The 23,688-nt window shown below is 66.1% G+C and carries 23 protein-coding genes and 1 tRNA gene; 12 read left to right on the plus strand and 12 right to left on the minus strand.

Annotated features, from left to right (window positions below; translation table 11 throughout):
* Positions 1-75 precede the first annotated feature (75 nt).
* The 3 genes from araD to LGR69_RS11195 are packed head-to-tail and all read right to left on the minus strand — an operon-like array spanning position 76 to position 3,956.
* Positions 76-1,806, minus strand: coding sequence for an L-arabinonate dehydratase (gene araD, locus LGR69_RS11185; protein ID WP_007560822.1), 1,731 nt, complete (start codon positions 1,804-1,806; stop codon positions 76-78).
* Positions 1,806-3,176, minus strand: coding sequence for an MFS transporter (locus LGR69_RS11190; RefSeq protein WP_007560821.1), 1,371 nt, complete (start codon positions 3,174-3,176; stop codon positions 1,806-1,808). The genes araD and LGR69_RS11190 overlap by 1 nt, the downstream gene beginning before the upstream one ends.
* Before the next feature lie 60 nt (positions 3,177-3,236).
* Entirely contained in the window at positions 3,237-3,956 is a 720-nt protein-coding gene (locus LGR69_RS11195; RefSeq protein WP_230366061.1) for a ribonuclease activity regulator RraA, read from the minus strand.
* Between the two features lie 186 nt (positions 3,957-4,142).
* Here LGR69_RS11195 and LGR69_RS11200 point away from each other — a divergent pair, with 186 nt between their 5' ends.
* The 7 genes from LGR69_RS11200 to LGR69_RS11230 all read left to right on the plus strand — a co-directional run bounded on the left by LGR69_RS11200 (position 4,143) and on the right by LGR69_RS11230 (position 11,071).
* Positions 4,143-4,835: a GntR family transcriptional regulator gene (locus tag LGR69_RS11200; RefSeq protein WP_230366062.1), complete on the plus strand. Its 693-nt coding sequence runs from the start codon at positions 4,143-4,145 to the stop codon at positions 4,833-4,835.
* Between the two features lie 152 nt (positions 4,836-4,987).
* A complete protein-coding gene (locus tag LGR69_RS11205; RefSeq protein WP_230366063.1) occupies positions 4,988-6,658 on the plus strand; it encodes a thiamine pyrophosphate-binding protein in 1,671 nt (556 codons plus the stop codon).
* A 63-nt stretch (positions 6,659-6,721) separates the two neighbouring features.
* Positions 6,722-8,299 (plus strand): aldehyde dehydrogenase (NADP(+)), encoded by a 1,578-nt coding sequence (locus LGR69_RS11210; protein WP_230366064.1) that lies wholly within the window; start codon positions 6,722-6,724, stop codon positions 8,297-8,299.
* Between the two features lie 125 nt (positions 8,300-8,424).
* Positions 8,425-8,499: transfer RNA gene (locus tag LGR69_RS11215), tRNA-Gln, on the plus strand.
* A 663-nt stretch (positions 8,500-9,162) separates the two neighbouring features.
* Positions 9,163-9,900 carry a LuxR family transcriptional regulator gene (locus LGR69_RS11220; protein ID WP_230366065.1) on the plus strand — a complete coding sequence of 246 codons (738 nt, stop codon included), beginning with the start codon at positions 9,163-9,165 and terminating at the stop codon, positions 9,898-9,900.
* Positions 9,901-9,989: 89 nt separating this feature from the next.
* Positions 9,990-10,649 (plus strand): acyl-homoserine-lactone synthase, encoded by a 660-nt coding sequence (locus LGR69_RS11225; protein WP_122159733.1) that lies wholly within the window; start codon positions 9,990-9,992, stop codon positions 10,647-10,649.
* A gap of 23 nt (positions 10,650-10,672) precedes the next feature.
* The gene (locus LGR69_RS11230; protein ID WP_230366066.1) at positions 10,673-11,071 is read left to right on the plus strand and encodes a hypothetical protein; all 399 of its coding nucleotides are present in this window, start codon (positions 10,673-10,675) and stop codon (positions 11,069-11,071) included.
* A 34-nt stretch (positions 11,072-11,105) separates the two neighbouring features.
* On the opposite strand, the gene LGR69_RS11235 is transcribed toward LGR69_RS11230, so the two are convergent.
* Both LGR69_RS11235 and LGR69_RS11240 read right to left on the minus strand, forming a co-directional pair.
* Positions 11,106-12,434 (minus strand): Y-family DNA polymerase, encoded by a 1,329-nt coding sequence (locus tag LGR69_RS11235; RefSeq protein ID WP_230366067.1) that lies wholly within the window; start codon positions 12,432-12,434, stop codon positions 11,106-11,108.
* Positions 12,431-12,883, minus strand: coding sequence for a LexA family protein (locus tag LGR69_RS11240; RefSeq protein WP_230366068.1), 453 nt, complete (start codon positions 12,881-12,883; stop codon positions 12,431-12,433). Before LGR69_RS11240 ends, LGR69_RS11235 begins: the two co-directional genes overlap by 4 nt.
* A 122-nt stretch (positions 12,884-13,005) precedes the next feature.
* On the opposite strand from LGR69_RS11240, the gene LGR69_RS11245 reads away from it, so the two are divergent.
* The gene (locus LGR69_RS11245) at positions 13,006-13,302 is read left to right on the plus strand and encodes a hypothetical protein (protein WP_230366069.1); all 297 of its coding nucleotides are present in this window, start codon (positions 13,006-13,008) and stop codon (positions 13,300-13,302) included.
* A gap of 3 nt (positions 13,303-13,305) precedes the next feature.
* Here LGR69_RS11245 and LGR69_RS11250 read toward each other — a convergent pair whose 3' ends face one another.
* A complete protein-coding gene (locus LGR69_RS11250) occupies positions 13,306-13,695 on the minus strand; it encodes a hypothetical protein (RefSeq protein ID WP_230366070.1) in 390 nt (129 codons plus the stop codon).
* A 421-nt stretch (positions 13,696-14,116) separates the two neighbouring features.
* Between LGR69_RS11250 and LGR69_RS11255 the strand changes: the two genes are divergently transcribed.
* From LGR69_RS11255 to LGR69_RS11270, 4 genes are all read left to right on the plus strand, one after another.
* Positions 14,117-14,590 (plus strand): hypothetical protein, encoded by a 474-nt coding sequence (locus LGR69_RS11255; RefSeq protein WP_230366071.1) that lies wholly within the window; start codon positions 14,117-14,119, stop codon positions 14,588-14,590.
* Between the two features lie 9 nt (positions 14,591-14,599).
* Positions 14,600-15,949: a KGGVGR-motif variant AAA ATPase gene (locus tag LGR69_RS11260; RefSeq protein ID WP_230366072.1), complete on the plus strand. Its 1,350-nt coding sequence runs from the start codon at positions 14,600-14,602 to the stop codon at positions 15,947-15,949.
* Positions 15,946-17,436, plus strand: a complete 1,491-nt coding sequence (locus LGR69_RS11265) for a hypothetical protein (protein ID WP_230366073.1) — start codon at positions 15,946-15,948, stop codon at positions 17,434-17,436. Before LGR69_RS11260 ends, LGR69_RS11265 begins: the two co-directional genes overlap by 4 nt.
* Positions 17,437-17,548: 112 nt before the next feature.
* On the plus strand, positions 17,549-17,722 hold the full coding sequence (locus tag LGR69_RS11270) for a sunset domain-containing protein (RefSeq protein WP_230366074.1): 174 nt from the start codon (positions 17,549-17,551) through the stop codon (positions 17,720-17,722).
* Positions 17,723-17,868: 146 nt separating this feature from the next.
* On the opposite strand, the gene LGR69_RS11275 is transcribed toward LGR69_RS11270, so the two are convergent.
* The 6 genes from LGR69_RS11275 to LGR69_RS11300 all read right to left on the minus strand — a co-directional run bounded on the left by LGR69_RS11275 (position 17,869) and on the right by LGR69_RS11300 (position 23,490).
* Positions 17,869-18,207, minus strand: coding sequence for a hypothetical protein (locus LGR69_RS11275; RefSeq protein WP_230366075.1), 339 nt, complete (start codon positions 18,205-18,207; stop codon positions 17,869-17,871).
* A gap of 94 nt (positions 18,208-18,301) precedes the next feature.
* On the minus strand, positions 18,302-18,712 hold the full coding sequence (locus LGR69_RS11280; protein ID WP_230366076.1) for a 3TM-type holin: 411 nt from the start codon (positions 18,710-18,712) through the stop codon (positions 18,302-18,304).
* 2 nt (positions 18,713-18,714) lie between these two features.
* Complete coding sequence (locus LGR69_RS11285; protein WP_230366077.1) at positions 18,715-19,389, minus strand: glycoside hydrolase family 19 protein; 675 nt, start codon at positions 19,387-19,389, stop codon at positions 18,715-18,717.
* Between the two features lie 116 nt (positions 19,390-19,505).
* Positions 19,506-20,900, minus strand: a complete 1,395-nt coding sequence (locus LGR69_RS11290) for a hyaluronate lyase N-terminal domain-containing protein (protein ID WP_230366078.1) — start codon at positions 20,898-20,900, stop codon at positions 19,506-19,508.
* A complete protein-coding gene (locus tag LGR69_RS11295) occupies positions 20,897-23,017 on the minus strand; it encodes a phage tail protein (protein ID WP_230366079.1) in 2,121 nt (706 codons plus the stop codon). Before LGR69_RS11295 ends, LGR69_RS11290 begins: the two co-directional genes overlap by 4 nt.
* Positions 23,014-23,490, minus strand: a complete 477-nt coding sequence (locus LGR69_RS11300; protein ID WP_230366080.1) for a C40 family peptidase — start codon at positions 23,488-23,490, stop codon at positions 23,014-23,016. The genes LGR69_RS11295 and LGR69_RS11300 overlap by 4 nt, the downstream gene beginning before the upstream one ends.
* Positions 23,491-23,688 lie beyond the last annotated feature (198 nt).

A 23,688-nucleotide genomic window follows, 5' to 3' on the forward strand; every position in this document is an offset into this window, starting at 1 on the left:
CACGATTCGTGGATCGTTGTTTGGCCGTGCTGCCTTGCCCCGGGCTGAGACGTCGGTCCGCGGGGAGCGCGCGGGTCAGTGAATTTCCGGCTCGGGAATGCCTCCGGCGCCCTCGAGGAAGTCGAAGTCGCAGCCCTCATGCGCCTGCCGCACGTGCTGGGCGAACAGGCGGTTGTAGCCCCGGGGATAGGCCCGGTCCGGCGGCACGAACGAAGCGACGCGCGCGGCGATCTCGGCCTCGTCCAGATGCAGGTGGATGCGCCGCTCGGACACGTCGACGGTGATCAGGTCACCGTTGCGCACGGCCGCCAGCGGCCCGCCGGCCGCCGATTCCGGCGAGACGTGCAGGATGCAGGCGCCGTAGCTGGTGCCGCTCATGCGCGCGTCCGAGATCCGCAGCATGTCGCGCACGCCCTGCCGGAGCAGGACCTTCGGGATCGGCAGCATGCCCCATTCCGGCATGCCCGGGCCGCCGATCGGTCCGGCATTGCGCAGGACCATGATGTGGTCCGGGGTGACGTCGAGGTCGAGGTCGTTCACCGCCGCGCTCATGGCGTCGTAATCGTCGAACACCAGGGCCGGCCCGGTATGCTTGAGGAAACGCGGATCGGCGGCCGGCGGCTTGATCACGCAGCCATGCGGCGCGAGGTTGCCGTACAGGATCGCGGTGCCGCCGGATTCGACGATCGGCTTGTCCAGGGGGCGGATGACGTCGTCGTTGTAGACACTCATGCCGGCGAGCCCATCGCCGATCGTGCCGCCGGTGACCGAGCGGGCGTCGAGGTGGAGGAGGGGGGACAGGCGCACCATCAGCGCCCGGATGCCGCCGGCGATATGGAAATCCTCCATCAGCCAAGCGCCCGAGGGCCGCAGGTTGGCGATCACCGGCACCTTCTGGGCGAAATCGTCGAACTCGGACAGCTTGATCGGGATCCCGGCCCGGCCCGCCATCGCCACCAGATGGATCATCGCGTTGGTCGAGCCGGCCAGGGCGTTGTGGACCACGAGGGCGTTCTCCACCGAGCGCCGGTCGAGGATGTCGGACGGTTTCAGGTCCTCCCAGATCATCTCGACGATGCGCCGGCCGCAGGCGCTGGCCATGCGGGGATGGTCGGCATCGGCCGCCGGGATCGAAGCCGCGCCCGGCAGCGACAGGCCGAGCGCCTCGGCGATCGAGGTCATGGTCGAGGCGGTGCCCATGGTCATGCAGGTGCCGAAGGTGCGGGCGATCCCCGCCTCCATGTCGTTCCACTGCTGCGTGGTGATCGTGCCGGCTTCCTTCTCGGCCCAGTATTTCCACACGTCGGAGCCCGAGCCAAGGATTTTGCCGCCGGAATGCCCGCGCATCATCGGCCCCGCCGGCAGGAAGATCATCGGCAGGTTCATGGAGATGCCGCCCATCACCGTGCCCGGCGTGGTCTTGTCGCAACCGCCCATCAGCACCGCTCCGTCCACCGGGTGCTGGCGCAGCAGCTCCTCCACCTCCATGGCCAGGAGGTTGCGGTAGAGCATCGTGGTCGGCTTGACGAAGTTCTCCGAGAGCGAGAGCGCCGGCAGCTCGATCGGGAAGCCCCCCGCCTGCCAGACCCCGCGCTTCACCTGCTCCACCCGCTCGCGGAAGTGGAGGTGGCAGGGGTTGATGTCGCTCCAGGTGTTGATGATCCCAACGATCGGCTTGCCGGTGAAATCGGCGCGCTCGTAGCCCATCTGGAGCATGCGCGAGCGGTGACCGAAGCTGCGCAGGTCGGTGGCGCCGAACCAGCGCTGGCTGCGCAGATCGCCGAGGGTCTTCTTGTGTGCGTTCATCAGACGGTCTCCGGTCTCACGCGCTCGGTCGCGGCGGCCGGTCGGCCCGCCGTGCCGCCGCGGCCCGCCCCCGTCGCGCCCGGCCGGACCGCCAGGAAGGTAATCGTCGCGGAGGCGAGCGCGCAGGCGGCGAGGAAATACAGGCCGGCCTCATAGGTGCCGGTGGCGTCCTTCAGCCAGCCCAGGACGTAGGGGCCGACGAAGCCGCCGAGATTGCCGATCGCATTGATCAGCGCAATGCCCCCGGCCGCGGCCGGTCCCGACAGGAACTCGCCGGGCATCGCCCAGAAGGCGGGCTTGGTGCCGTAGAGCCCGATCGCGGCCACGGACATCGCCGTGAGCGACCAGAGGCTGCCTAGCATCGGCCCCGCGGCGATCAGGCCGAGCATGGCGATCACCCCGGCGACCACGAAGTGCCAGCGCCGCTCGTCGTTCCGGTCCGACGACCAGCTCCAGGCGACCATCCCCACCGTGCCGACGACGTAGGGGACCGCCGTGGCCAGGCCGGTCTCCCAGTCCGTGAGCTTCAGGCTCTTGAGGATCGGCGGCAGGAAGAAGGTGATGCCGTAGGTCGCCGTGCCGATGAAGAAGTAGATCGCCGCGAGCGCCAGCACCCGGCGGTCGGTCAGCGCCTGCTTGAGCGTGAAATGCCCGTGCGCCTGGACCGTGTTCCGGCGCTCGGCCTCCAACGTGTCCTCAAGCCAGGTTCGCTCCTCGGGCGCCAGCCAGGCGGCCTTGGCGGGGCGGTCGGTCATCAAGGCGAGCACGACGAAGGCCAGCAGGATCGAGGGCACCGCTTCCAGGATGAACAGCCACTGCCAGCCGTACAGACCGAGCACGCCGTCGAGCTGGAGCAGCGCGCCGGAGATCACCGCCGTGAGGGCGTTCGAGCCCGGCACCGCCAGGAACAGGGCCGCCACCACCCGGGCCCGGTAGCGCCGGGGAAACCAGTAGGTGAAGTACAGGATCATGCCCGGGAAGAAGCCGGCCTCGGCCACCCCGAGCAGGAAGCGCATCGTCAGGAAGCTCACCGGTCCGGTGATGAAGGCCATGGCGCCCGCGACCAGGCCCCAGGTGACCATGATCCGGGCGATCCAGAGCCTAGCGCCGTTGCGCTCCAGGAGGAGGTTGCTCGGTATCTCGAAGATGACGTAGCCGAGGAAGAAGATCCCCGCGCCCCAGCCGTAAATGGTCGCCGAGAAGCCGAACTCCCGGTTCAGCCCGAACGAGGCGAAGCCCACATTCGTGCGGTCCATGTAGGCGATGAAGTAGATCAACACGATGAGCGGCAGCAGCCGCCACGAAACCTTCGCGACCGTGCGCCGCTCGATCTCCGGCAGCGCCGAGACCGCAGGCATGCCCCCCGACATAGCCCCCTCCCAATCTTGCGTTTTCGGTGCCGGCTTCACGCCGATCGGTATCGGGCGCCGTCAGCGCCCGTTCTGCTTCCGCCACGCGGCGAAGTCGGCGAGACTCTGCTCGTCGGTGGCGGGATAGAGGCCCAGGATGGAGCGGCCCTTGCGGACCTCCTCGGTGACGAAATCCTCGTAGGCGGTCATCTCGACGGCCTCGTCGGCGATCTCGTCGGCGAGGTGGGCGGGAATCACCGCCACGCCGTCGCCGTCACCCACGATCACGTCGCCCGGGAAGACCGGGGCGTCGCCGCAGCCGATCGGCACGTTGATGTCGATCGCCTGATGATGGGTGAGGTTGGTCGGCGCCGAGGGACGCACATGGTAGCTCGGCATGTCGAGTCGGGCGATCTCGTCGGCGTCGCGAAAGCCGCCGTCGGTGACGAGACCGGCGCAGCCGCGCACCATCAGCCGCGTCGCCAGGATCGAGCCGGCCGAGGCCGCGCGCGCATCCTTGCGGCTGTCGATCACGAACACCGCGCCGGGCGGGCATTCCTCCACCGCCTTGCGCTGCGGATGCGCCCGGTCCCGGAACACCGTGATCGGGTTCAGGTCCTCGCGGGCCGGGATGTAGCGCAGGGTGAAGGCCTCGCCGACCATCGTGGCGCCGCCGCCTTTGAGCGGGCGCACGCCCTGGATCATCTGGTTGCGCAGGCCGCGCTTGAACAAGGCGGTCATCAGCGTCGCCGTGCTGACGGTCTTGAGCTTGTCACGCGTCGCGATGGATAGCCTGGGCATCCGCATCATCCCCCTGAAAGCGGTCGCCGTCGAACCCGGATCATCGAGGATCCGGCCGGCGCAGATGCGCCCTGGGCGACCAGTGATATCTCAGGGCTTGAGTAGGACGCCCACCGGAGCCATTGTCAACCGGATCAGGCGGGGGCTTCGGGACAGACGGGGGGCAGCTTGGCCGGGGAGCGGATTTTGTCGGCGGGCGCCGACGCGTTCGGAATGCAGGTCGATGCCAGGCGGCCGCGTTCCCTGTCCGAGACCGCCTACGACGCGATCGAGCAGATGATCATCAGCCGGCGCCTCGCGCCGGGCGCGATGGTGTCGGAGGGGGAGCTCGGTGCGGAACTGGCCCTCGGGCGCACCCCGGTCCGCGAGGCCCTGGCGCGCCTCAAGGCGATCGGCTTCGTCGAAGTCCATCCGCGCCGCGGCGTGCTGGTCACGCAGGTGGACATCATCAAGCACCTCGAGCTGCTGGAAGTCCGGCGCCCGCTCGACGAATTGGTCGCCCGCTGCGTGATCGCCCGCGCCTCGGACGACGACATGGCGACCTTGCAGGCGCGCACCGAGGGCCTGCTCGCGGCCGCCGCGGCCCGGGACCGCGAGGTCTATTTCCGCCTGAAGCGCGCCCTGCACGAGGCGATGGTCGCGGCGGCGTACAACACGACCCTGACCGGCACGATGGGCCCGCTCCACGCCCAGTCGCGGCGCTTCTGGTACGCCCACGAACCCACCGCCAGCTTCCTCGACTGCGCCGGCATCCATGCGGCGATCGTGGCCGGGATCGCCGCTCGCAACATCGAGCGGGCGCTTGCCGAAATCGGCAGGCTGTTCGACCTCCTCGACCGGATGACGCGCCGGGCCCTCGACCGCCAGCCCCTGGTCTGACAGGTTGACCATGCCGCCCGCAGCCCTATCTTGGGACTGAGATATCAGTCGCATCCCAGGAAACGGCATCGGCCAGGCCAAGGCCGCGACAGGCCGGCCGGCTGCTCCTGGGGACATGCTCCGGGGCGCCGTCAACGCCAGGGAGAAACGACTTGAGCGGATTGCCCCAACGCACCGGCGCGCAGGTGCTCGTCGATCAGCTGATCGCCCAGGGCGTGGAGCGGGTCACCTGCGTCCCCGGCGAGAGCTACCTGGCCGTGCTCGATGCGCTGCGCGACAGCGGCATCGACGTGCTCGTCTGCCGCCAGGAAGGCGGCGCCGCGATCATGGCCGAGGCCGCCGGCAAGCTCACGGGCCGCCCCGGCATCTGCTTCGTCACCCGCGGGCCCGGGGCCACCAACGCCTCGGCGGGCGTCCATATCGCGCGCCAGGATTCGACCCCGATGATCCTGTTCGTCGGCCAGATCGCCCGGGCGATGCGGGACCGGGAAGCATTCCAGGAGGTCGATTACCGGCAGATGTTCGGCGGCCTGGCCAAATGGGCGGTGGAGATCGACGACGCGGCCCGCATCCCGGAGATCCTCGCTCGGGCCTTCCGGGTCGCGCTCCAGGGCCGGCCGGGCCCGGTGGTGATCGCCCTGCCGGAGGACATGCTCGACGATGTCGCGGCGGTGGCCGACGCCCCGCGGGTCGTCCCGGCCGAGCCGGCGCCGGCGCCGGGCGATGTGGAGCGGCTGGGCGCGCTGCTCGCCGCGGCGCGGCAGCCGATGGTGTTGCTCGGCGGCGCGCGCTGGACCGAATTGGCCCGCACGGCCCTGGCCGCATGGGCGGAGCGCCACGACGTGCCGGTGGCGGTGTCGTTCCGGCGCGCCAACCTGTTCTCCGCCGACCACCCGAATTTCGCCGGCGAGCTCGGGATCGGGCCGAACCCGGCCCTCCTGGCCCGGATCAGGGAGTCCGACCTGCTGCTCATGGTCGGCGGGCGGCTGTCGGAGATGCCGGCCCAATCCTACGGCCTCCTCGGCATTCCCAATCCCGGCCTGCCGCTGGTCCATGTCCACCCGGACCCAGCGGAACTCGGCCGGGTCTACCAGCCGGCGCTGGCGATCCAGGCCACCCCGGAGGCGTTCTGCGCGGCCCTGCCGACCTATGATGCCCCCCGGACCGGCCGCGCCGCCGAGGCGCACGCCTCCTACCGCGCCTGGTCGGAAACCCCGGAGCCGAAGCCCGGGTCATTCCAGTACGGCGCGGCGATCGCCTGGCTGCGCGAGCGGCTGCCGCCGGACGCGGTGATCTGCAACGGCGCCGGCAACTTCGCCACCTGGGTGCACCGCTACTACCGGTTCCGCGCCTTCGGCACGCAGCTCGCCCCGACCTCGGGCTCGATGGGCTACGGCCTGCCCGCCGCCGTGATGGCCAAGCGCAGCCTCCCCGAGCGGATCGTCGTGACGCTCGCCGGCGACGGCGACGTGATGATGACCGTGCAGGAATTCGCCACCGCCGTGCAGTACGGCGTCGCCATCATCGTCGTGGTCCTCGACAACGGCATGTACGGCACGATCCGGATGCACCAGGAGCGCGAGTATCCCGGGCGCGTCTCGGCGACCGAGCTGCGCAATCCCGATTTCGCCGCCCTGGCCCGCTCCTGCGGCGGCCACGGCGAGCGCGTCGAGCGGACCGAAGAGTTCGCCCCGGCCTTCGAGCGCAGCCTCGCCGCCGGCCTGCCGGCGATGATCCACTGCCTCGTCGATCCGGAGGCGCTGACACCGACCATGACCCTCGCGGCGATCCGCGCGAAGGCCCTGGCGGCACGCGAGGGCTGAGAGGCCTTCCCTGAACACCGACCCGGTGCGGATCCTCCGTACCCATACGAACAGGAGTCGACGATGACCGTGCGTGGCGAAAACCTGATCGGCGCCCAGGCCCAGCGAGGCACGCAGGCGGCATTCCGGGCCGTGGAGGCGGCCACCGGCCAGGCCCTGGAGCCCGAGTTCCCCGGCGCGAGCCTCCAGGATCTCGACCGGGCCTGCGCCCTGGCGGAGGCCGCCTTCGACACCTACCGCGAGACCGATCCGGAGACCCGGGCGGCCTTCCTCGAGACGATCGCCGCCAACATCCTCGATATCGGCGACGACCTCGTCACCCACTGCATGCAGGAGACCGGGCTGCCCCGGCCGCGGATCGAGGGCGAGCGCGGCCGCACCGTCGGCCAGCTGCGCCTGTTCGCCGGCGTGTTGCGCGAGGGCAGCGCCTTCGAGATCCGCATCGACCCGGCCCTGCCGGACCGCAAGCCGCTGCCGCGGCCGGACCTGCGCCTGCGCAAGGTCGCGCTCGGACCGGTGGCGGTGTTCGGCGCCAGCAACTTCCCGCTCGCCTTCTCGGTGGCCGGGGGCGACACCGCCTCGGCGCTGGCGGCCGGCTGCCCGGTGATCGTCAAGGCCCATCCGGCCCATCCCGGCACCTCGGAGCTGGTCGGCCGGGCGATCCAGAAGGCGGTGGCCGCGAGCGGCTTGCCCGAAGGGGTGTTCGCGCTGCTGTTCGATGCCGGCCAGTCGATTGGGCAGGGGCTGGTGGCCGATCCCCGCATCGCCGCGGTGGGCTTCACCGGATCGCGCCGGGGCGGCACCGCCCTGATGGAGATCGCGGCCAAGCGCCCGCGGCCGATCCCGGTCTATGCCGAGATGAGCAGCATCAACCCGGTCCTGCTGTTCCCGGGCGCCCTGGCGGCCCGGGGCGAGGCGATCGGCCGGGCCTTCGCGGCCTCCCTGACGCTCGGCGCCGGCCAGTTCTGCACCAATCCGGGCCTGATCCTGGCGGTACCGGGCCCGGGCCTCGACGCCTTCCTGGCCTCGGCCACGGCCGCCCTGCGGGAGACGCCCGCCGCGACCATGCTGACCCCGGGCATCCACAAGGCCTATTGCGAGGGCGTCGCGCGGCTCGCCGGCCACGCCGCGGTCACGCGCCTCGCCGAGGGACCGGAAGGCGCCGCGACCCAGGGCCGGGCGGCCCTGTTCGCCACCGATTCGAGCGCCTTCCTGGCGGAGCCCGAGCTGCAGGAGGAGATGTTCGGCGCCGCGGCCCTGGTGGTGCGCTGCCCCGACCTCGCCGCGATGCGGAAGGTTCTGGAGCATCTCGAAGGCCAGCTCACCGCCTCCCTGCACATCACGCCCGAGGACCATGCGGCCGTGCAGGACCTGCTGCCACTGCTGGAGCGCCGGGTCGGCCGCATCCTGGTCGACGGCTTCGGCACCGGGGTGGAGGTGGCCCACGCCATGGTCCATGGCGGCCCGTATCCGGCGACCTCCGACGGGCGCACGACCTCGGTGGGCAGCCTCGCGATCGACCGGTTCCTGCGGCCGGTGAGCTACCAGGACCTCCCCGACGCGCTGCTCCCCGCGGCCCTGAAACAAGCCAACCCCCTCGGCCTGCCGCGCCGGATCGACGGCGTTCTCGAGCGCCGCTGACGCGACCGGGCGTGCGGGGACGGGCCAGCCCGTCCCCGCACGCCCCAATCTCGAACGGCGCAGTTTGCGCCCGATCGAGCGCTTGCAACGCCGAGACTCCCCGTCTAGACAGCCCCAGCCCACGGTGGGGCGTCGCCAAGTGGTAAGGCAGCGGTTTTTGGTACCGCCATTCCCAGGTTCGAATCCTGGCGCCCCAGCCAAATTCCTGAAGGAAATCAAAGCCCTCAGGGCCGGGACATAACGGACACCCCGGAACAGAAGGTGTTTTTCCGGCGCACAAGAGTCGGCACAGTTTGTGAAGGCCGGCCAACAGGCCGGTTCCGAACCTCGGAAAGCTGCCAAATTCGGACGCTGCAGCTGACGCAGCGCCTGCCGCCCCTGCGAACGAGGCCTCGCCGCAGGAACGAGTGCCGGTTTGCCTGAGTTGGCCGGGTTGATTCGAACGGACTTCGGTGCGCCAAAGGCATCAAGTCGACCCGGAGACGCGGTATGGTACGCACCGCGATCCTGCTGGCGCATCCGATGACGGAATGACGGGAGCGCAGCGACGACGCCAGCCAAGTACGTGGAGGTTGTCGTTCTGCCGACGGTGCGGAAATTCATAGAGAGGCCCAACGATCGGCGTTTGGCCTAGCTCGCTGCATAGCCTCGTTCCACGACATCTAGCCCGATAATGGGTTCTTCGCGTAAATAATTTTAAAACTTTTCAGCCATTGATGCGTGTCGTCAGAAGTTCTTTGTCTGGACTGCTTGCTCTCCAGAGATCACTTCTGAATTATTACCGCTGATGCTGTGGCCGATAAATCAATCTAAAAGATATTTCATCGTCCGAGCGGAGGCTTTTCCATTCGGATAAAACTTCAATGAAACACGTTCCACAATCCGCCTTTGATATTGTTGCGAAGCTTCGGGGCGCAACTCGCTTAGAAGATATATTTTTAGTTCTAAATTCGAACGGCCGTATCTTCGGCTATGATGCGTTCGTTATGGGACATCTCCCGCTGGCGCCGACGCAGACCCTCCTGGATTGCGCAATTCTCTCAGGTTGGCCCGCCGCGTGGGAACGGCGCTATCACACCGAGCGATTCGTTCATGTCGATCCCGTCATCCGGCATATCCGGCACAGCGTCGACCCCTTCCTCTGGCGCGAGGCCCTCGATGCGCCCGGGCGTCGCGACGGTCGGCTCGTCCTCGACGAGGCCCGAGCCTTCGGCCTCGCCGAGGGTTTCTGCGTGCCGCTTCATCATGCCGGCGGCGGCGAATCGGGCGTGAGCTTTGGGGGGGAGCGGTTCGCACCCTCGAACGACGAACGCGCGGCGCTGCACCTGATCGGCATCTACGCCCTGTCGGCGGCGCAGGCGATCCTGCGCCGCAAGGCGTGCGCGGACGACAAGCGCCCTACGGCGGCGCATCTGACCGGACGCGAGATCGAATGCCTGAAGTGGTCAGCGGCCGGCAAGACGGCTTGGGAGATTTCGGTGATCCTGTCGATTTCCCGGCGCACCGTGGAGCAGCATCTGGCCAGCGCTGGGCGCAAGTTGGAGGCTGTCAGCCGCGTTCACAGCGTGGCGGAGGCTCTGAGGCGGGGCATCATAAGCTGACGGACCCTGCGCTGGATCTCCGGATTTTTACGGCTGGCTATGCCGGCTACATTTGAGGACCTTCAGGGCGTTCTCCACCGGAGCGCCCTATGTTCAGAATTCTGTCCGGCGATATTGACGTATCCGACCCAGATCTGGCCGATCGGATCTACAAATTTCGTCATGCTTATTTCGTCGAATATCTGCGATGGGAGAGCTGTCGACGACGTGACGGGCGTGAATGCGATCAATTTGACGGGCCCAATAGCATTCACATCCTCGGCGAGGAGGGCAGGGACATCCTGGCCTACGCACGCCTTCTGCCGACGACGCGTCCGCACCTGCTCTCGCATCTCTACCCTGAGATCCTGCAGGGCGGCGCTGCGCCGACGGGACGGCGGATCTACGAATGGACACGCCACGCAATCGCAGTCCAGATGCGGGAATCGGCTATGGCGACGGCCTTCTCGAACGTGGTGTCCGGCGCGGTCGCCTACGCGGCGGAGGCGCTGGATCTCGAAGGCCTCCTCGTCCAGCTCCATCCCTCTCTCATAGCACGCCTGATCGAGACAGGTTGGGATGCCGAGCCGCTCGCCCTCCCGACGAAATACCAGGGCAGCTACCTGGTGCCGGTTTACGCACGCCTCACCGAACAAACGCTTCTGACGGCACAGGCGGCCTTCACAAATTGGCGCGGGGCACGCTTGCACGTCTCGCGCGAATTTATCCGCACGGCTGCGGCTGACGTGCCGACACCGGTCCTCGGGTGAAATTCCAGACGAAAGAGATCACGATGCCATCCACGACGGCGCAAAGCGTCTTGTTCTTCCGGGTCTATCGAGAGGCCGCGCTGCCGCTCTACGACGCCCTCGTCTCGGACCTCTGCAGTTCTCCGCATCTGCCCTTCCAACTGGCGACGACCCTGGAGGATATCGGCCAAGCGTTCATAGGGTTCGCGAACGCGGTCAACGGCGAACTGAAGCGCCGCGGTGTGCTGGATCAGGAAGTTGAGCCCGATCAGACGATCGAGGCACAGATCGATGCCCTTCTCGCGCGCCTCGTCGATGGCGATTCCGCAGTGCAGGCGGGGCTGATCGGACGCGTATTCCCGGCCCTAAAGGAGGAAGCCGTTCGACGAGCCCTCAAGGTCGCGCTCGTGACCCAGCACGATCTGCCGATTGCGGCCGGCTGAAGCTTGCGGGCAAGACGTCGGGCCGACGGCGGATTCAGGCGTAGGCTGTCGGCAGCTCGCCGACCTGCGTCGTGTAGCGCGGCGTCCGCATCTCGAACTTCGTGTTCCACGCGCGCCGAGCCACTAGCCCGGCCCGAGCCGGCACCACGGCGCCGCGCCCCCACCGCGCGTTGCAGGCGTCCAGGGCGGCCATCAGCGGTTCCGACCGCTCCCGGTCCATCCGCCCGATCAGCGCTCGTGGGCTGTGCGACAGCGGCACGAGGTCGTTGGTGACGATGCCAGCCTTGGAATACCGCCACGGCCGCTCGCCGGGCTCGCGCCAGGTTCGGGCCACCCCGTGCCGGGCCGCCTTGATCAGCGCCAGCGTATCCGAGGTGTGCTCGGGCAGGGTGACCGTAGTCGAGACCGACCGCATCGGTTCGTCCCGGTCGTGCTCGCTGGTGTGGTAGAAAACCGTGACGTGGTTGGTCGCCAGCCCCTCGCGCCGTAGCTTCTCGCCCAGGCGCGTCGCGTGGGCTGAGACCGCCTCCTCGAGCGTGGCCCGATCCTCGATCCGGCCGGAGAACGAGCGCGTCACCGCGCAGCCCTTCCGCCGGGCCGGGACCATCTCCAGAGGCAGGCAGGCCAGCCCGCGCAGCTCGTGGATGATGCGCTCGCCCACCACCGTCAGGCCCTTGCGCACCGGCCGTGGATCGAGGTCGCGCAGGTCCGCGACGCTCTCCACGCCCATGGCCTCCAGCTTGGCGAGCGAGGCGCGGCCGATGCCCCAGACCTCGGCGACGCCGATCCGGCAGAGCCAGTGCTCGTAGGCCGCCACGTCGGTCAGGTCGCACACGCCCTGCAGCTCGGGCACGGCCTTGGCGATGTGGTTGGCGAGCTTCGCCAGGGTCTTGGTCGGGCCGATGCCGACGCAGCTCGGTATGCCGGTCCAACTCCGCACGGTGGCGCGGAGATCCCGGGCGAGCTCCACCCGCAGGCCCGGCGCCACGTCGGAGAGATCGAGGAAGGATTCGTCGATCGAGTAGATCTCCACCCGCGGGCTGAACTGCCGGTAGACCGCGTTGGTGCGCCCGCTCATGTCGCCATAGAGCGTGTAGTTCGACGAGAACACGCGCACGCCCTGCCGCCGGCACAGGTCGCGGATCTTGAAGTACGGCTCGCCCATGCGGATCCCGAGCGCCTTGGCCTCGGCCGTGCGGGCGATGGCGCAGCCGTCGTTGTTCGACAGCACGATCACCGGCACCAGGGCGAGCTTCGGATCGAACACGCGCTCGCACGAGCAGTAGAAGCTGTTGCCGTCGATCAGCGCCACCGCACGGCCGCCGCCGATCCGGTCGCGCTGGCGCGGGGCCGGCGCGCTCACGACAGCTGCCCGCGGGCGACGTGCCAGCGGATCGAGAACCGCACCACGCCCCAGATCACGCCCTCGCCAAGCTCGTCGACTGCGAAGGCGGGCAGGTCCGGGTTGCAGAAGGCCAGCCGGGCCACGTTGCCGTCGATCACCAAGCGCTTGCAGCTCATCTCTCCGTCCACCGCCGCGACGACGATGCTGCCATGGGACGGCTTGAGGCTGCGGTCGACGCAGGCGAGATCTCGGTCAAAGATGCCGGCGCCTTCCATCGACGATCCAGCAATGCGCCACAGGAAGGTCGCCGGCGGGTTCGGCACGAGCCAGCGCGGCAGTTCCAGCGCGCCTTCCAGGAAGTCGTCGGCCGGACTGGGGAAGCCCGCGCAGAGGGCCTGGCCGATTAGAGGGACCCGCACGGCATCGGGGCTGCCGACGAGCAACGCGTCGATCCGGTCGAGATGCACCCATGTCCTCGTGCGCTAGAACAGACAAAGAACAAAGCACTGGACTGCGCCGAGGTTCAACCGGTTCGGGCTTCCGTGCCGAAAGCGTGGTGGACGGGTGTGGACAGCGTGGAATAACGCGAATGGCAACATCGCCTTGCGCCGACTTCGCAGAAGCGGGGTTACGATGGCGATGGAAGACGGCGTTCGTAGTGCAGGTGTTCGGGCTGCATCGGAAGCAGCTGCGCCCGGCCCGCCAGGAGCCGGCGCAGACGGAGAGCGGCGCGCTGAGGAAGGCCGAGAACCTGCCTAGGCGGATGCCGGGTGTGGCGGCGCTGAAGGTGGTGGCCGACGACGAGACCGGCGAGCTAGAGGACGTCACGATCCTCGGCCAGTGGGGCGAGGTGTCGGACGATTTTGCCGAGAGCCTGCAGGGCTGATCGTCAGCCGCATCCCCTGGCGGTGAACTGCCAGACCGGCGGACCGAAGGTTTGCCCTGGCTTGGTCCGGTAGCCCGGGAAGCGGTCGAACACGATCCGGGCAGGCTCGATGCCGATCACCCAGCTGTCGTTGACCATCAGTGCGCCGGCATATTCCGCGCGCAGGAAGCCGTGCTCCGGATGCACGCCGAACAGCTGCTCGGCGGTCCAGCCGGTTCTGTGCGCCTTGGCCCCGTGCTCGTCGAGGAACGCCAGCGCATTCTCGTGCATCGCCTTCCACTTCGCCGGGAGCAGATCCCGGCATGGCGAGGCGTGCTCGGACAGGCGCTCGATCTGGTCGCGCCAAGAGGCGACAACGGGCGAGAGGTCTGACATGACGGGTGGGGTAGGCATGCAGTATTAACGCGGCGTCACTTACAAGAGGCGGGCATCATCTTCATGAACGAGAACGGCGAGTGGCCAGGCGTCAGGCTCCGTAAGACCGATCCAAGCGAGTGCCGGAGCCTGACATGATGAAGCTTCACCTAAGCATGCTGCCTCGAGGGCCGAGACGTGAGCAGTCCGCCGATTATTGCGGCCGCGGTTCGATCTCCGCGTTTGACGATTGGGTCCGAAAGGGCATCGTGCCTCGGGCCATGAGGGGCACGAACCGCTGGGACTGCAGGTTGATCAACTGCGCTTGATCACCACTCTGAGCTGGCGTCCGACGCCAGCGCTTTGATCGACGAGTGGCTGTCCAAGCATCTGTACTGATACAACCTACTCGCAACCAACATAGGTCAATCTAAATATTTGGGCAAAATGGATCATAAGTATGAGTGAACAGTACGATTTAGCTGCTTGGCGGCATCAGGGCACGGCGGACCATCTACTTAAAAACAGTGAATTCGATGACGCCGGGTATCATTATGGGATTGTAGGAGAGAACGCTCTAAAACACGCGATGCGCAGCTCAGGTATCGAAGCGTATTTCCTAGCCAATCCGCCTCAACAGCGGAATGGTCGTCGTCGGTCTGGTGATCCCCTCAGAGGCACGCCACTACGAGGTCACTTTCCCAGCCTTCAAGCCCTAGCAATACAAGCTCAACAGGTTGTGTCGCTCTACGCAACTGGAAGAGTTGCGGCCGCTCTTCAAACCGAGATAGGCAGCGCGGCATTTAACACTCGATTCCAAAGCTGGAGCATCGACATCAGGTATGCATCAACGACGTGCACGCCGGTAACTCAAGCCGTATGTGATACGTGGAAAAAAGATGCCGAAGATCTTATTCTGCGTCTTGTAATTTGAGGTATCAGCATGCCAGCTCGATTTGATACCAGCTTATACATTATGCTCGATGTCCTTGCTTCGCACCATGTTGATGTAGATCGAGAGGCAATCATCGTCAGAGACGGTGCAGGAAGACTGACTTTCGTTAAAGAAAAAATTGCGAAAAGCGAAGATTTAGTCAAAGATTTGCGTGAAGCGCTAGGAGCTTATGCTGCTCCAATGCCGATCGTCGGCGGATCTTTGGCGCTACGTTTGAGGCAAGATACGAGACTTCGTCGGGCGTCACTTCAACACAACGGATCAGAAATAGATTTTCTATATGCGGATCGTAGAATCGTGGGCGCCGATTGGATGCTTGCTCCGCAAGCCTCGCCAAATGGCGCTAAGCGACTTGTCTTTTCTTCTTTGAAGGGAGGCGTTGGACGCTCGACTGCGCTTGCGATTCTTGCGGCAGATTTATCGCGCAAAGGAAAAAGAGTTCTTGCAATAGATTTGGATATTGAGGCTCCGGGCATCGGATTTATGATGTTGCCGCCTGGGGATGGCGATGACGATCTTGATCTTAGGCCTGATTTTGGAGCTATTGACTATCTTATTGAGAACGGATTAAACGGAGTCGATGATTACGATTTAGATAAATTCATTGGTGTTAGCCCCTTTGCTGAGGGATCAATCGACGTGGTTCCCGCCATTGGTCGTGTCACTGATGAAAATCCCTCTTCAATGATCGCCAAGCTTTCCAGAGCGCTGGTAGAAGACAGCACGCCCGCTGGACCTAAAGGCTTGGCGCAGCAAATCCGTGAAATGGTAGACAGATTTTCAGCGACAAAAGATTACGATGTTATCCTGATCGATGCTCGCGCAGGAATGGCGGAAGTTAGCGCAGCCGCTCTATTGTGGCTTGGCGCTGAGATACTGTTTTTTGGCACCGATCAGCCGCAAACTTTCAGGGGGTATCGCTATATATTATCCCATTTGGTCGAGACCGCTGGTTTTTCTCAAAATGAATTAGCTGAGGATTGGAGGGAAAAGATTACGTTTGTTCAATCAAAGGCGCCTCCGTCGGCTGTTGCTCGAAGCCAATTTAGGGAGCGGCTGTATTCAATGTGCGCTGAACTAATCTATGAATCAGAGACACTCAATGCGGACGGCATTGTCGAGCTTGGAGCGTTTAATCCTGCTCCGGATGCGACGGGGCCCGGCGTGCCACATGATGCAATTTATGTGGACCACCATCCGGCTTACGAAGCCTTTGATCCCTTAAGCGATAGAGCGTCGCTCGACACCGACGTATATAGAGGGCCGTTTGGGCCCTTCCTGGAGCGCTGCCGGGCCATATTGGACCTCGAGTCCGATACGATGACCGATGGGGAATGATGTTGGACATCCAAACTGCCCTGAGAGGCGCTCTTCGCGATCTGCCTATACTCGCTGCCCATGGAACGGGCATGTCTCCTGACGCCAGCAGCATTTATTTTCCAGAGGGGCACGCTGATGCTCTGGATCCTGAGGTCGCGTTAGTTATTGGCAACCGTGGCATGGGGAAGAGTTTCTGGGCTAGCGCATTGGCAGATCCAAGGAGCAGAAGAGTTATTGGCTCTGCATACATGGGCAGAGCTCGAGCGCTGCGATCGAAAAACCTGAACGTTCATTTCGGCTTTGCTGATGCGGAGGGCGCAAACGGTTCCGTATCGCGCATCCAACTGGAGAGCGTTCCACCTAACATTCCCGCCGATGTAATATGGCGAGCGATCGTTGTCCGGATTCTGAATCCAAATGAAGCTGGACTTCCAAAGAAATTTTCTCAATACGTGGAGTGGGCTTCAGAAAACCTTGAAGAGCTGCAATCAATGCTTCGATCTGCAGATAGGCAACTTTTTGAGGAAGGCAGGCAAACGCTAGTTCTTTTCGACCAACTTGAGCAACTTGCTGACGATTGGCCCAGGATTCAGACCTTAACACAAGGTCTGTTGAAAACGGCCCTCGCAATGAGAAGCTATCGATCTGTCAAGATAAAAATATTCATGCGGCCGGATCAATCAGAGAATCGGGACTTATTTAGATTTCCTGATGCTGCTAAAATTAGTGGCAGTGGTGTTCGACTGCGTTGGCGACCGCTCGATTTGTATGGCCTTTTGTATTTTCATATCTGGAGAGATGAAGGTGGGTGCGATGCTCTTCAGTCTTTGATGCAACAACTCAGTCTGCGCATTAACGAAAATCTAGAAGCAGAGCGCATCCCCACAATGCTTGCTTATGACGAGGTTGCGCAAAGGAAGCTTTTTGAGCAGTTTGCTGGACAGTTCATGGGAGCAAACGCGAAACGTGGGCGCCCTTATACCTGGATACCTGTCCATTTGGCAGACGGTCGGCTTGAGATATCCCCTAGAACGTTTCTTAGGGTCATCAAGACCGCAGCAGATCTTGGGAATAATAGACGGACCGCAATTGATTATCTCGGCATACAGCAGGGCGTGCGCCAAGCCTCTGAAAACCGGTTAACGGAACTTTCGGAAGATTATCCTTGGGTTCAAGAGGCTTTGGCTCCACTTTCTGGTTTGCTGGTGCCAGCTGATCCGGACGAGATCGTTGGCAGATGGATAGGATCGGATGTTATTCCCAGAATCCTGGACCGCTATTCAGGTATGTCTGCTCCGCTCGATCTTGCTTTGAGCACTGGCGATCAGGAGCCGGAGATCGCGTGTTACAGCCTTTTAAATTTATTGTCTGAGATCGGAGTTTTCGAAGAACGTATCAACGGGAAGGTTAATGTGCCCGATATTTTCCGAGTGAATGCAGGGATTAGACGCCGCGGCGGTATAACGCCGGAGCAGCGCCGCTTGCTGGGCCGGGTGACGAACTGATGATCGATTGGCGTCATATTCGTGGACAGTGCCTGGACGCGAGCCAAGCGGGCTAGCGGCGTCGAGACCCGCCCGGCGATGAGAAAAGTCGCCCGCGGCCACGCTGGCGCCCATGCAGACCGCCTGCGCCATCAAGGGCAACATCTCGCGCAAGGGCGACAAGATCTACCACCTGCCCGGGACGAGGGACTACGAGCGGACCGCGATCGACAACGGCTCCGGTGAGCGGATGTTCTGCAGCGAGGACGAGGCGAAGGGGGCCGGCTGGCGCGCGCCGCGCGGGTGATTGAAGCCCGTCGAGCCAGCAGATCGGCCGATGTCCAAGTAGTTGCTCAAGGGCTGAACGGTTGGGAGGTCGCTGTCGAAATGACGAAAGGCGCCTCGGCCGAAGCTGGGGAGCCTTCTCGTACCGTGCTGGATTTGCGTTTCGTCTCAGTGCGGCGATAGCCCGACCTTTGCCAGTACGATCCCGCCGAACGCCAACAGTGCGGCCGAGGCCAGTCCCCAGCCGATCCGGCGCAGGTCCCGCACCTGTCCGGCGACCTCGGCGAGACCCTTTTCGGCCTCGGCCTTGGCGCCGTCGACCGCCTTGTCGATCCGCCGCTCGATCTCCTCCCGGGCAACGAAGTGCTCGATGTCACGCCGGTAAGCCACGCCCTCAAGCTTCTCGTCCATCCGGTCGAGCTTGCCGCCGAGCATGTCCATCTGGCGGCCGGTGGCCTCCACCCGCTCGATCAGGCGCCCGATCCACTCGGGCAGATGGTCGGCCATGGCCCCGTTCCTCCGATCGCTGCGGCTCGCCCGCGTCGCACCCGCTCGGGGTGGAGTGTCGCCCTTCATCGGACGGCTCCCACAGCGCCGGGGCTCAGCCCTTAGGCCCGATCATGTGCGGGACGGCCTTGTCCACCGAGCGGGCCAACATGTAGGCGCCGATCCCCACCGTTAGGAGCGACCACAGCTCGGCCGGCACGCCCTTGAGCGCGGCGACCACCTCGACCTGAAGCCCGATCATCGGCGAGACCACACCGACCCAAGTGATCATCGCCAGCGCCCACAGCACGGTGATCGGCCGGGCGTTGCGGGCCAGCGGGCTCTCGGAGCCGGCATCGGCCTTCATCACCTCGGCCATGGCCCGGCTGAGATCGCCCTGCTGGTCGATCAGCGCCTTCTGCAGCTCCAGCTGAACCTGGAGACGCTGACCCTCGTCGGGCAGCACCTTCTGGAGGATCGGACCGACGGCGCCGAGCAGCGCCGGGAGAAGCGCGAGGAACCCCATGGTCAGACCCCCTTCTGCATGTTGTGGCGGATCGCGTCGCGCAGGCGCGGCCACCAGGATTTCGACACCGGGCTCGGGGCGGCAACCGATGGCACCGGTACTTCGGGGGACACCGCGGCGGTCAGGCAGGCCAGGAAGATCCGGTGGTAGCCGGCGATCAGCGCGCCGTTCTTCGCCACGTCGCCGTTGATGATGTCCCGCGCGCCCACCGGATCGTCGGTCTGCGTGTTGAAGAATCGGGCGAGCGTCCGGCCGTGGCGGAACAGCCCGTCGCGCGCGCCGATGATCAGGATGGCGGCGCTCGTCTCCGGCACGAGCGCCAGGTCCGGGTTGCCGACGAGGTCGAGGCCAAGCAGCCGGCCGAAGGTCCGATAATTGTTGAGCCACGTGAGCTGGCCGGCGCCGCGGCCGTAATAGGCGCGCCCGTTGATCGGCACGCCGTACTGATGCCCGCGCCCGTGGCCGTCCTCGCGCAGCGCCAGGTTCAGCCGGCATTCGTGCCAGGCGGTCGCCAGGGTGTAGGCGACGTGACGCAAATCGGGGGGCCAGCCCAGCCGTTCCCAGGCGTCGAGAATCCCGGTGAGCCCGTCGACCTCGACCTGCGACAGGCTCGGCCCGCACAGGCCGGAAGCGCGGACATGGGCGAAGAAGATCGCCCGCACGATCGGTGCGGTCATGGCTGTCTCCACGATGACAAAGAGAGGGGGCGTGCGTGTTCGCGCTCACGCCCCGCGGCGCGGCTCGCAGAACCCGGTCGATGCGATGGCAGGGAAGCGTGGTAAGCGGCGCGCGGTCACGCCATCTGCTGAGCGCCGAAGAACGAATCGGCGGCGGCCACGTAGCCGTCGGCGCCCGTGAACCGGACGTAGACCTCGACGTAATCGTTCGCCGCTAACTTCAGGGCCGAGGCGAGGTCGACCGCCGTGATGCCGTCGACCAGCGTACCGGTGGCCGCGGCGCGTCCACGCCCGGCGGCCGTCCCGTTCCTGTAGAGCTGTGCCTCGAGCGCGGCCGGGGCGCTCGTCCCGTTGCGCTTGTAGGTCAGCGAGAGGTTGAAGCCGTAGAGCCCGGCCTCGGGGGCAACGAAGCGGTTCTTGGACGCGATGAAGGCGCCCTGATCGTTGCTGTCGGCGTTGTTGAACTGGACCTTGGTCCAGGCATCCGCGCCGACGTAGTTGTCGAAGTTGGTATAGGCGACGGACTTGGCGAAGTTGGTGATGCGCTTCCAACCGGTGCCGTCGTGCCACTTGATCGCCGTGTCCGAGCCGCTGACGTAGATCTGTCCCGTCGCTCCGCCCTTCGGGTCGGATGGCAGCGGCACCAGGCCGACGGCGCCGTTCGCCTCCACCGAGAGGACATCCGTTGCGGCCGTGGCGCCCAGCGGGGTCGCCGCAATGACCGCCCGGGTGCCCTGCGCGCCGTCCGTCCAGGTCTCGGCGGTCAGGAACGACAGCCAGGCCCGGGCGGCCGCGCTGAAGGACTTGGCGCCGCGTCCCACGGCCGAGACCTGGCCGATCAGCGCCCCAGCCTTGAGCGCCGCTGGCGCGGCGGCGGTGCCTCCCGCCGCCCTGAAGGTGAGGCTGCCGCCCTCGGCAGCCCCGTAGCTGTCCAGAGCCAGGATGGCCCGTGATCCGTCGGCGCCGGACAGGCGCAGGACCGATTGAGCAGGCGGATCGGGCAGCGCCCCGGTGTTCGCGCTGACCTCCAGAGGAGCATCGATGCGGCCGAGGATTATTCGCCCAGTGGCGGCCGACGCGACGAGCGGCGTGTAGAAGGTCGCGCCGTCTGGCGAGACCTTCAGGGCGAAGTCGTCGCTGGCGAGCGTCCCGAACAGGGCCCGGGTGGAATAGCCGGTCTGGAACAGGAAGGCGGCGTCGTTGCCGGCGGCCTTCTTGTTCACGGACACCCGCATGTTGCCCGGGCCGGGCTTGGCATCGTCCCAGGAGAGGAGCGCCACCTCGGATTTCACCGCGAGCCGGTTGGTCGTGTCGGCCTCCGTGTTGATCCCGAGCATCGGCACGCCGGCCTTCAGATCGGTCGCCGAGACGGTCGGATGGCCGCCCGGGGTGGAGCCGTCATGCACCACGAGACGCCAGTTCGTGGTGTCCACGACGAATTCGCCCGGCTTGCCGACGAAGGTCGCGAGGAACGACCACGCGTCCCGCAGCCATTGCGTGCGCACGCTCATGCGGAGGCGAGCCCCAGATCGAGAAAGTTGGGATAGGGGTCGGAGGCGAGGCCGAAATCGTCCTCGCGCGCGGCGGCCTGCGAGGCCTGCCCGAGATCCGTGCTGCTGCCGAGCGCCAGCGCTTCGGCCAGCGGCCCGAACCGGCCCGATCCGATCGGCGTCACGGTGTAGGCCGCGCAGGTCGCGAGGTCTTGGATCGCGCCGCCGAAGATGTTGAACGATTGCAGCTTCAGGGTGAGCTGTGTGCCGATATAGGCCTCCGGCACGCTGTAGCGGAACACGGCCTCGTCGAGCCGGGTGAAGGGAACTCCGGCCGCGTGGGCACCGGCCGGCGAGCCGTAGAGCCCGCGCTCCAGGTAGGTCAGGCCGTAGGCGTGGGATCCGGTGAGCGTCGCGGTGGCATAGGACACGAGCTCCTGGCCGACCAGCGCCAGGGTCACGGCGTTGCGGGCATCGGCCTCCGTGCCCGAGGCCAGGGTTCCGCCGGACCGGGCGAGATCGACCGACAGCGTGTTGCCGCGGTCGGGGTTCGCGCCGGCCGGCGCCGGCAGGTCTGCGCTCAGCACGCCCTGGCGGGCGGTGTCGGCGATCGTGCCGACCTCGACGAAGGTGGCGCCGTCGCGCGAGACCCAGACATTCGCCCCGCCCCAGAACGGGTCGGCGTTGGCGCCGGATGCGGCGATCCAGACCTGCCGGACGCCCGCGGTCAGCGCGGCGGGCGGTTCGAAGATCAGCGGGGCGTTGACCGCGGCGGGGGCCTTGCCGCGGTCGATGCCGGTCCCGGTCGCGCCGACCACAGGATAGGCCGGCGCCGTCGCGGTGCCGCGCGGGAATTCCTCCGCCGTGACGGTGAGGAGCCCGTCCTCGTCCTCCTCGATCGCCGTGATCCGCACCGGCGCCCTGGCGAGGCCGAGACCCGCGTCGGTCAGGGTGACGATGTCCATCGGCTCCAGGAGGCAGAACTCCCAGGAGAGGCGGAACGTGAACGTGTTGCGGATGTAGAGGGCGCGCTGCAGTGCGAGCTGCGCGACGAGACGGCCTATTGAAAGGGCACAGATCTCACGGGCCGTGATGGTGCCGCCGACCTTCAGGCCGTAGCGCTCGATCGCACCCTGGTCGCGGGCCTCGACCGTGGTCGACGTGTAGCCGTGGCTGCGATCGGAGCACTCGACGCGCTGGACGTTGGGCAGGCCGTAGGGATCGCTGCGCGCAATCCGGACCGGATCCTCACCGTCGGCGAACAGGAAGTCGTCGTCGGTGAGGTCGTAGACCGGCGTGATGGTGGGCACGTAGGTCACGGTCGCGCCCGAGGGCGTGGTGCCGGTGACGGCCTGATCACCGTAGGGGACGATCTTCAGGAGCGCGCCCGACCACACCGCCGCGCTGTTCGTCAGCTTCAGCCAGCGCGACAGGATCGCGTTGGCGGTCTCGGCGTCGGTCAGCGCCGGGCTCAGCCCGAGGCCGAGTGCCGCGCAATAGGTCTGGTAGGACGAATCCCCAGAGGCGCCGAACAGGGCCGCGCCGCTCAGCGCGGCGGCCGGGAAGCCGACGCCGTACTGCGCGTTGGTCAGGAAATCCGAGACCATGGCGGCCGGGTCGGCGTCCTGCCCGAGCGGACCCGCGGTGCCGGCGAGCCGTCCGACCACCTCGAAGGCGATCGAGGAGATCGTCGCGCTGGACCCGAGATCGAAGTACGGCGAGGCCAGATAGGCAGTGCCGTTGTAGGGCAGAGCCGCGGCCGGGTAGCGGGCCTGCGCAGGCGCCCACGGCTGCTGCGGGGTCGCGCCGGCGATCAGGCTGAGGAAGTTGGTCGGGAAGGGGGTGACGGTCTGGCCGTTGAACACCTCGCCGATGCCCTGGATCGGCCCCTCGGCCAGCCCGAACATGATCCAGGTCGAGTAGGTGTAGCCCGTGACGCTGCGGCCGCCGCCGCCCTTGCCGCCCGCATGCTTCTTGCGCTGCGCGTGCGTCTGGAATCCGTCGGACCAGATGACGTTCGGGGCGATGCGGTTCGTCCCGTAGACGATCGGGATCGGCAGCGCGCTCGACGAGGTCTGGACCTGCAGGCCGGTATAGTCCGGCCGGACGGTGCGCTTCTTGCCGCCAAACAGGCTCATGCGGGTTCGACCTCGGCGGCGGCACGCGCCGCCCACAGGCTGAAGAAGCGCGGGTGTCGGCCCGGCTCGGTGAGCACGGGATTGCGGGCGAGCGGCTCCTCGACCACGGCTTGGGCGGGCGAGAAAGCGTGCACCAGGGTCAGGGGCTCGGCCGCGGTCACGATGCCCCCGTGAGCGTAGGCGCGCCCGTAGCGGAACACGATCACGTCGCCGGGATCGGCCCGGGCGACCTCGGCGGCCCGGTCGAACACGAAGCCGAGATAGCGCTCGTCGTCGCGGTGCAGGTGCCAGTCCTGGGGGTAGGGCCGCGGATCGAAGGCCGGGACGAGGCCGGCATCGACGAACACGCGCACGATGAGCATGCCGCAATCGACTCCGACGCCATGGATATCGGCGCCCGGGTGGTAGGGCGTGCCGATCCAGCGCCGGGCCTCGCAGATGAGAGCCAAGCGGCCTTCAGCTTCTGAGAGCATGGCAGGCCCTCGAGATGCGGGGTATCCAACGGTACGTCCAAGGGTGCCGAGACCTACTCGACGGGAGATCAGACCCGTTTAGTGGTTCAAATCAGACGCTTGGAAACTACCTGAAAAGGTTGAAGCGAATGGCGAACTCTCGACTTGAAGGCACAGCGCCGAGATCCACATGCTTCACGAACTCGCGACCCTTTCGTG

This window comes from Methylobacterium brachiatum (assembly GCF_020523825.1).
Classification (GTDB): domain Bacteria; phylum Pseudomonadota; class Alphaproteobacteria; order Rhizobiales; family Beijerinckiaceae; genus Methylobacterium; species Methylobacterium brachiatum.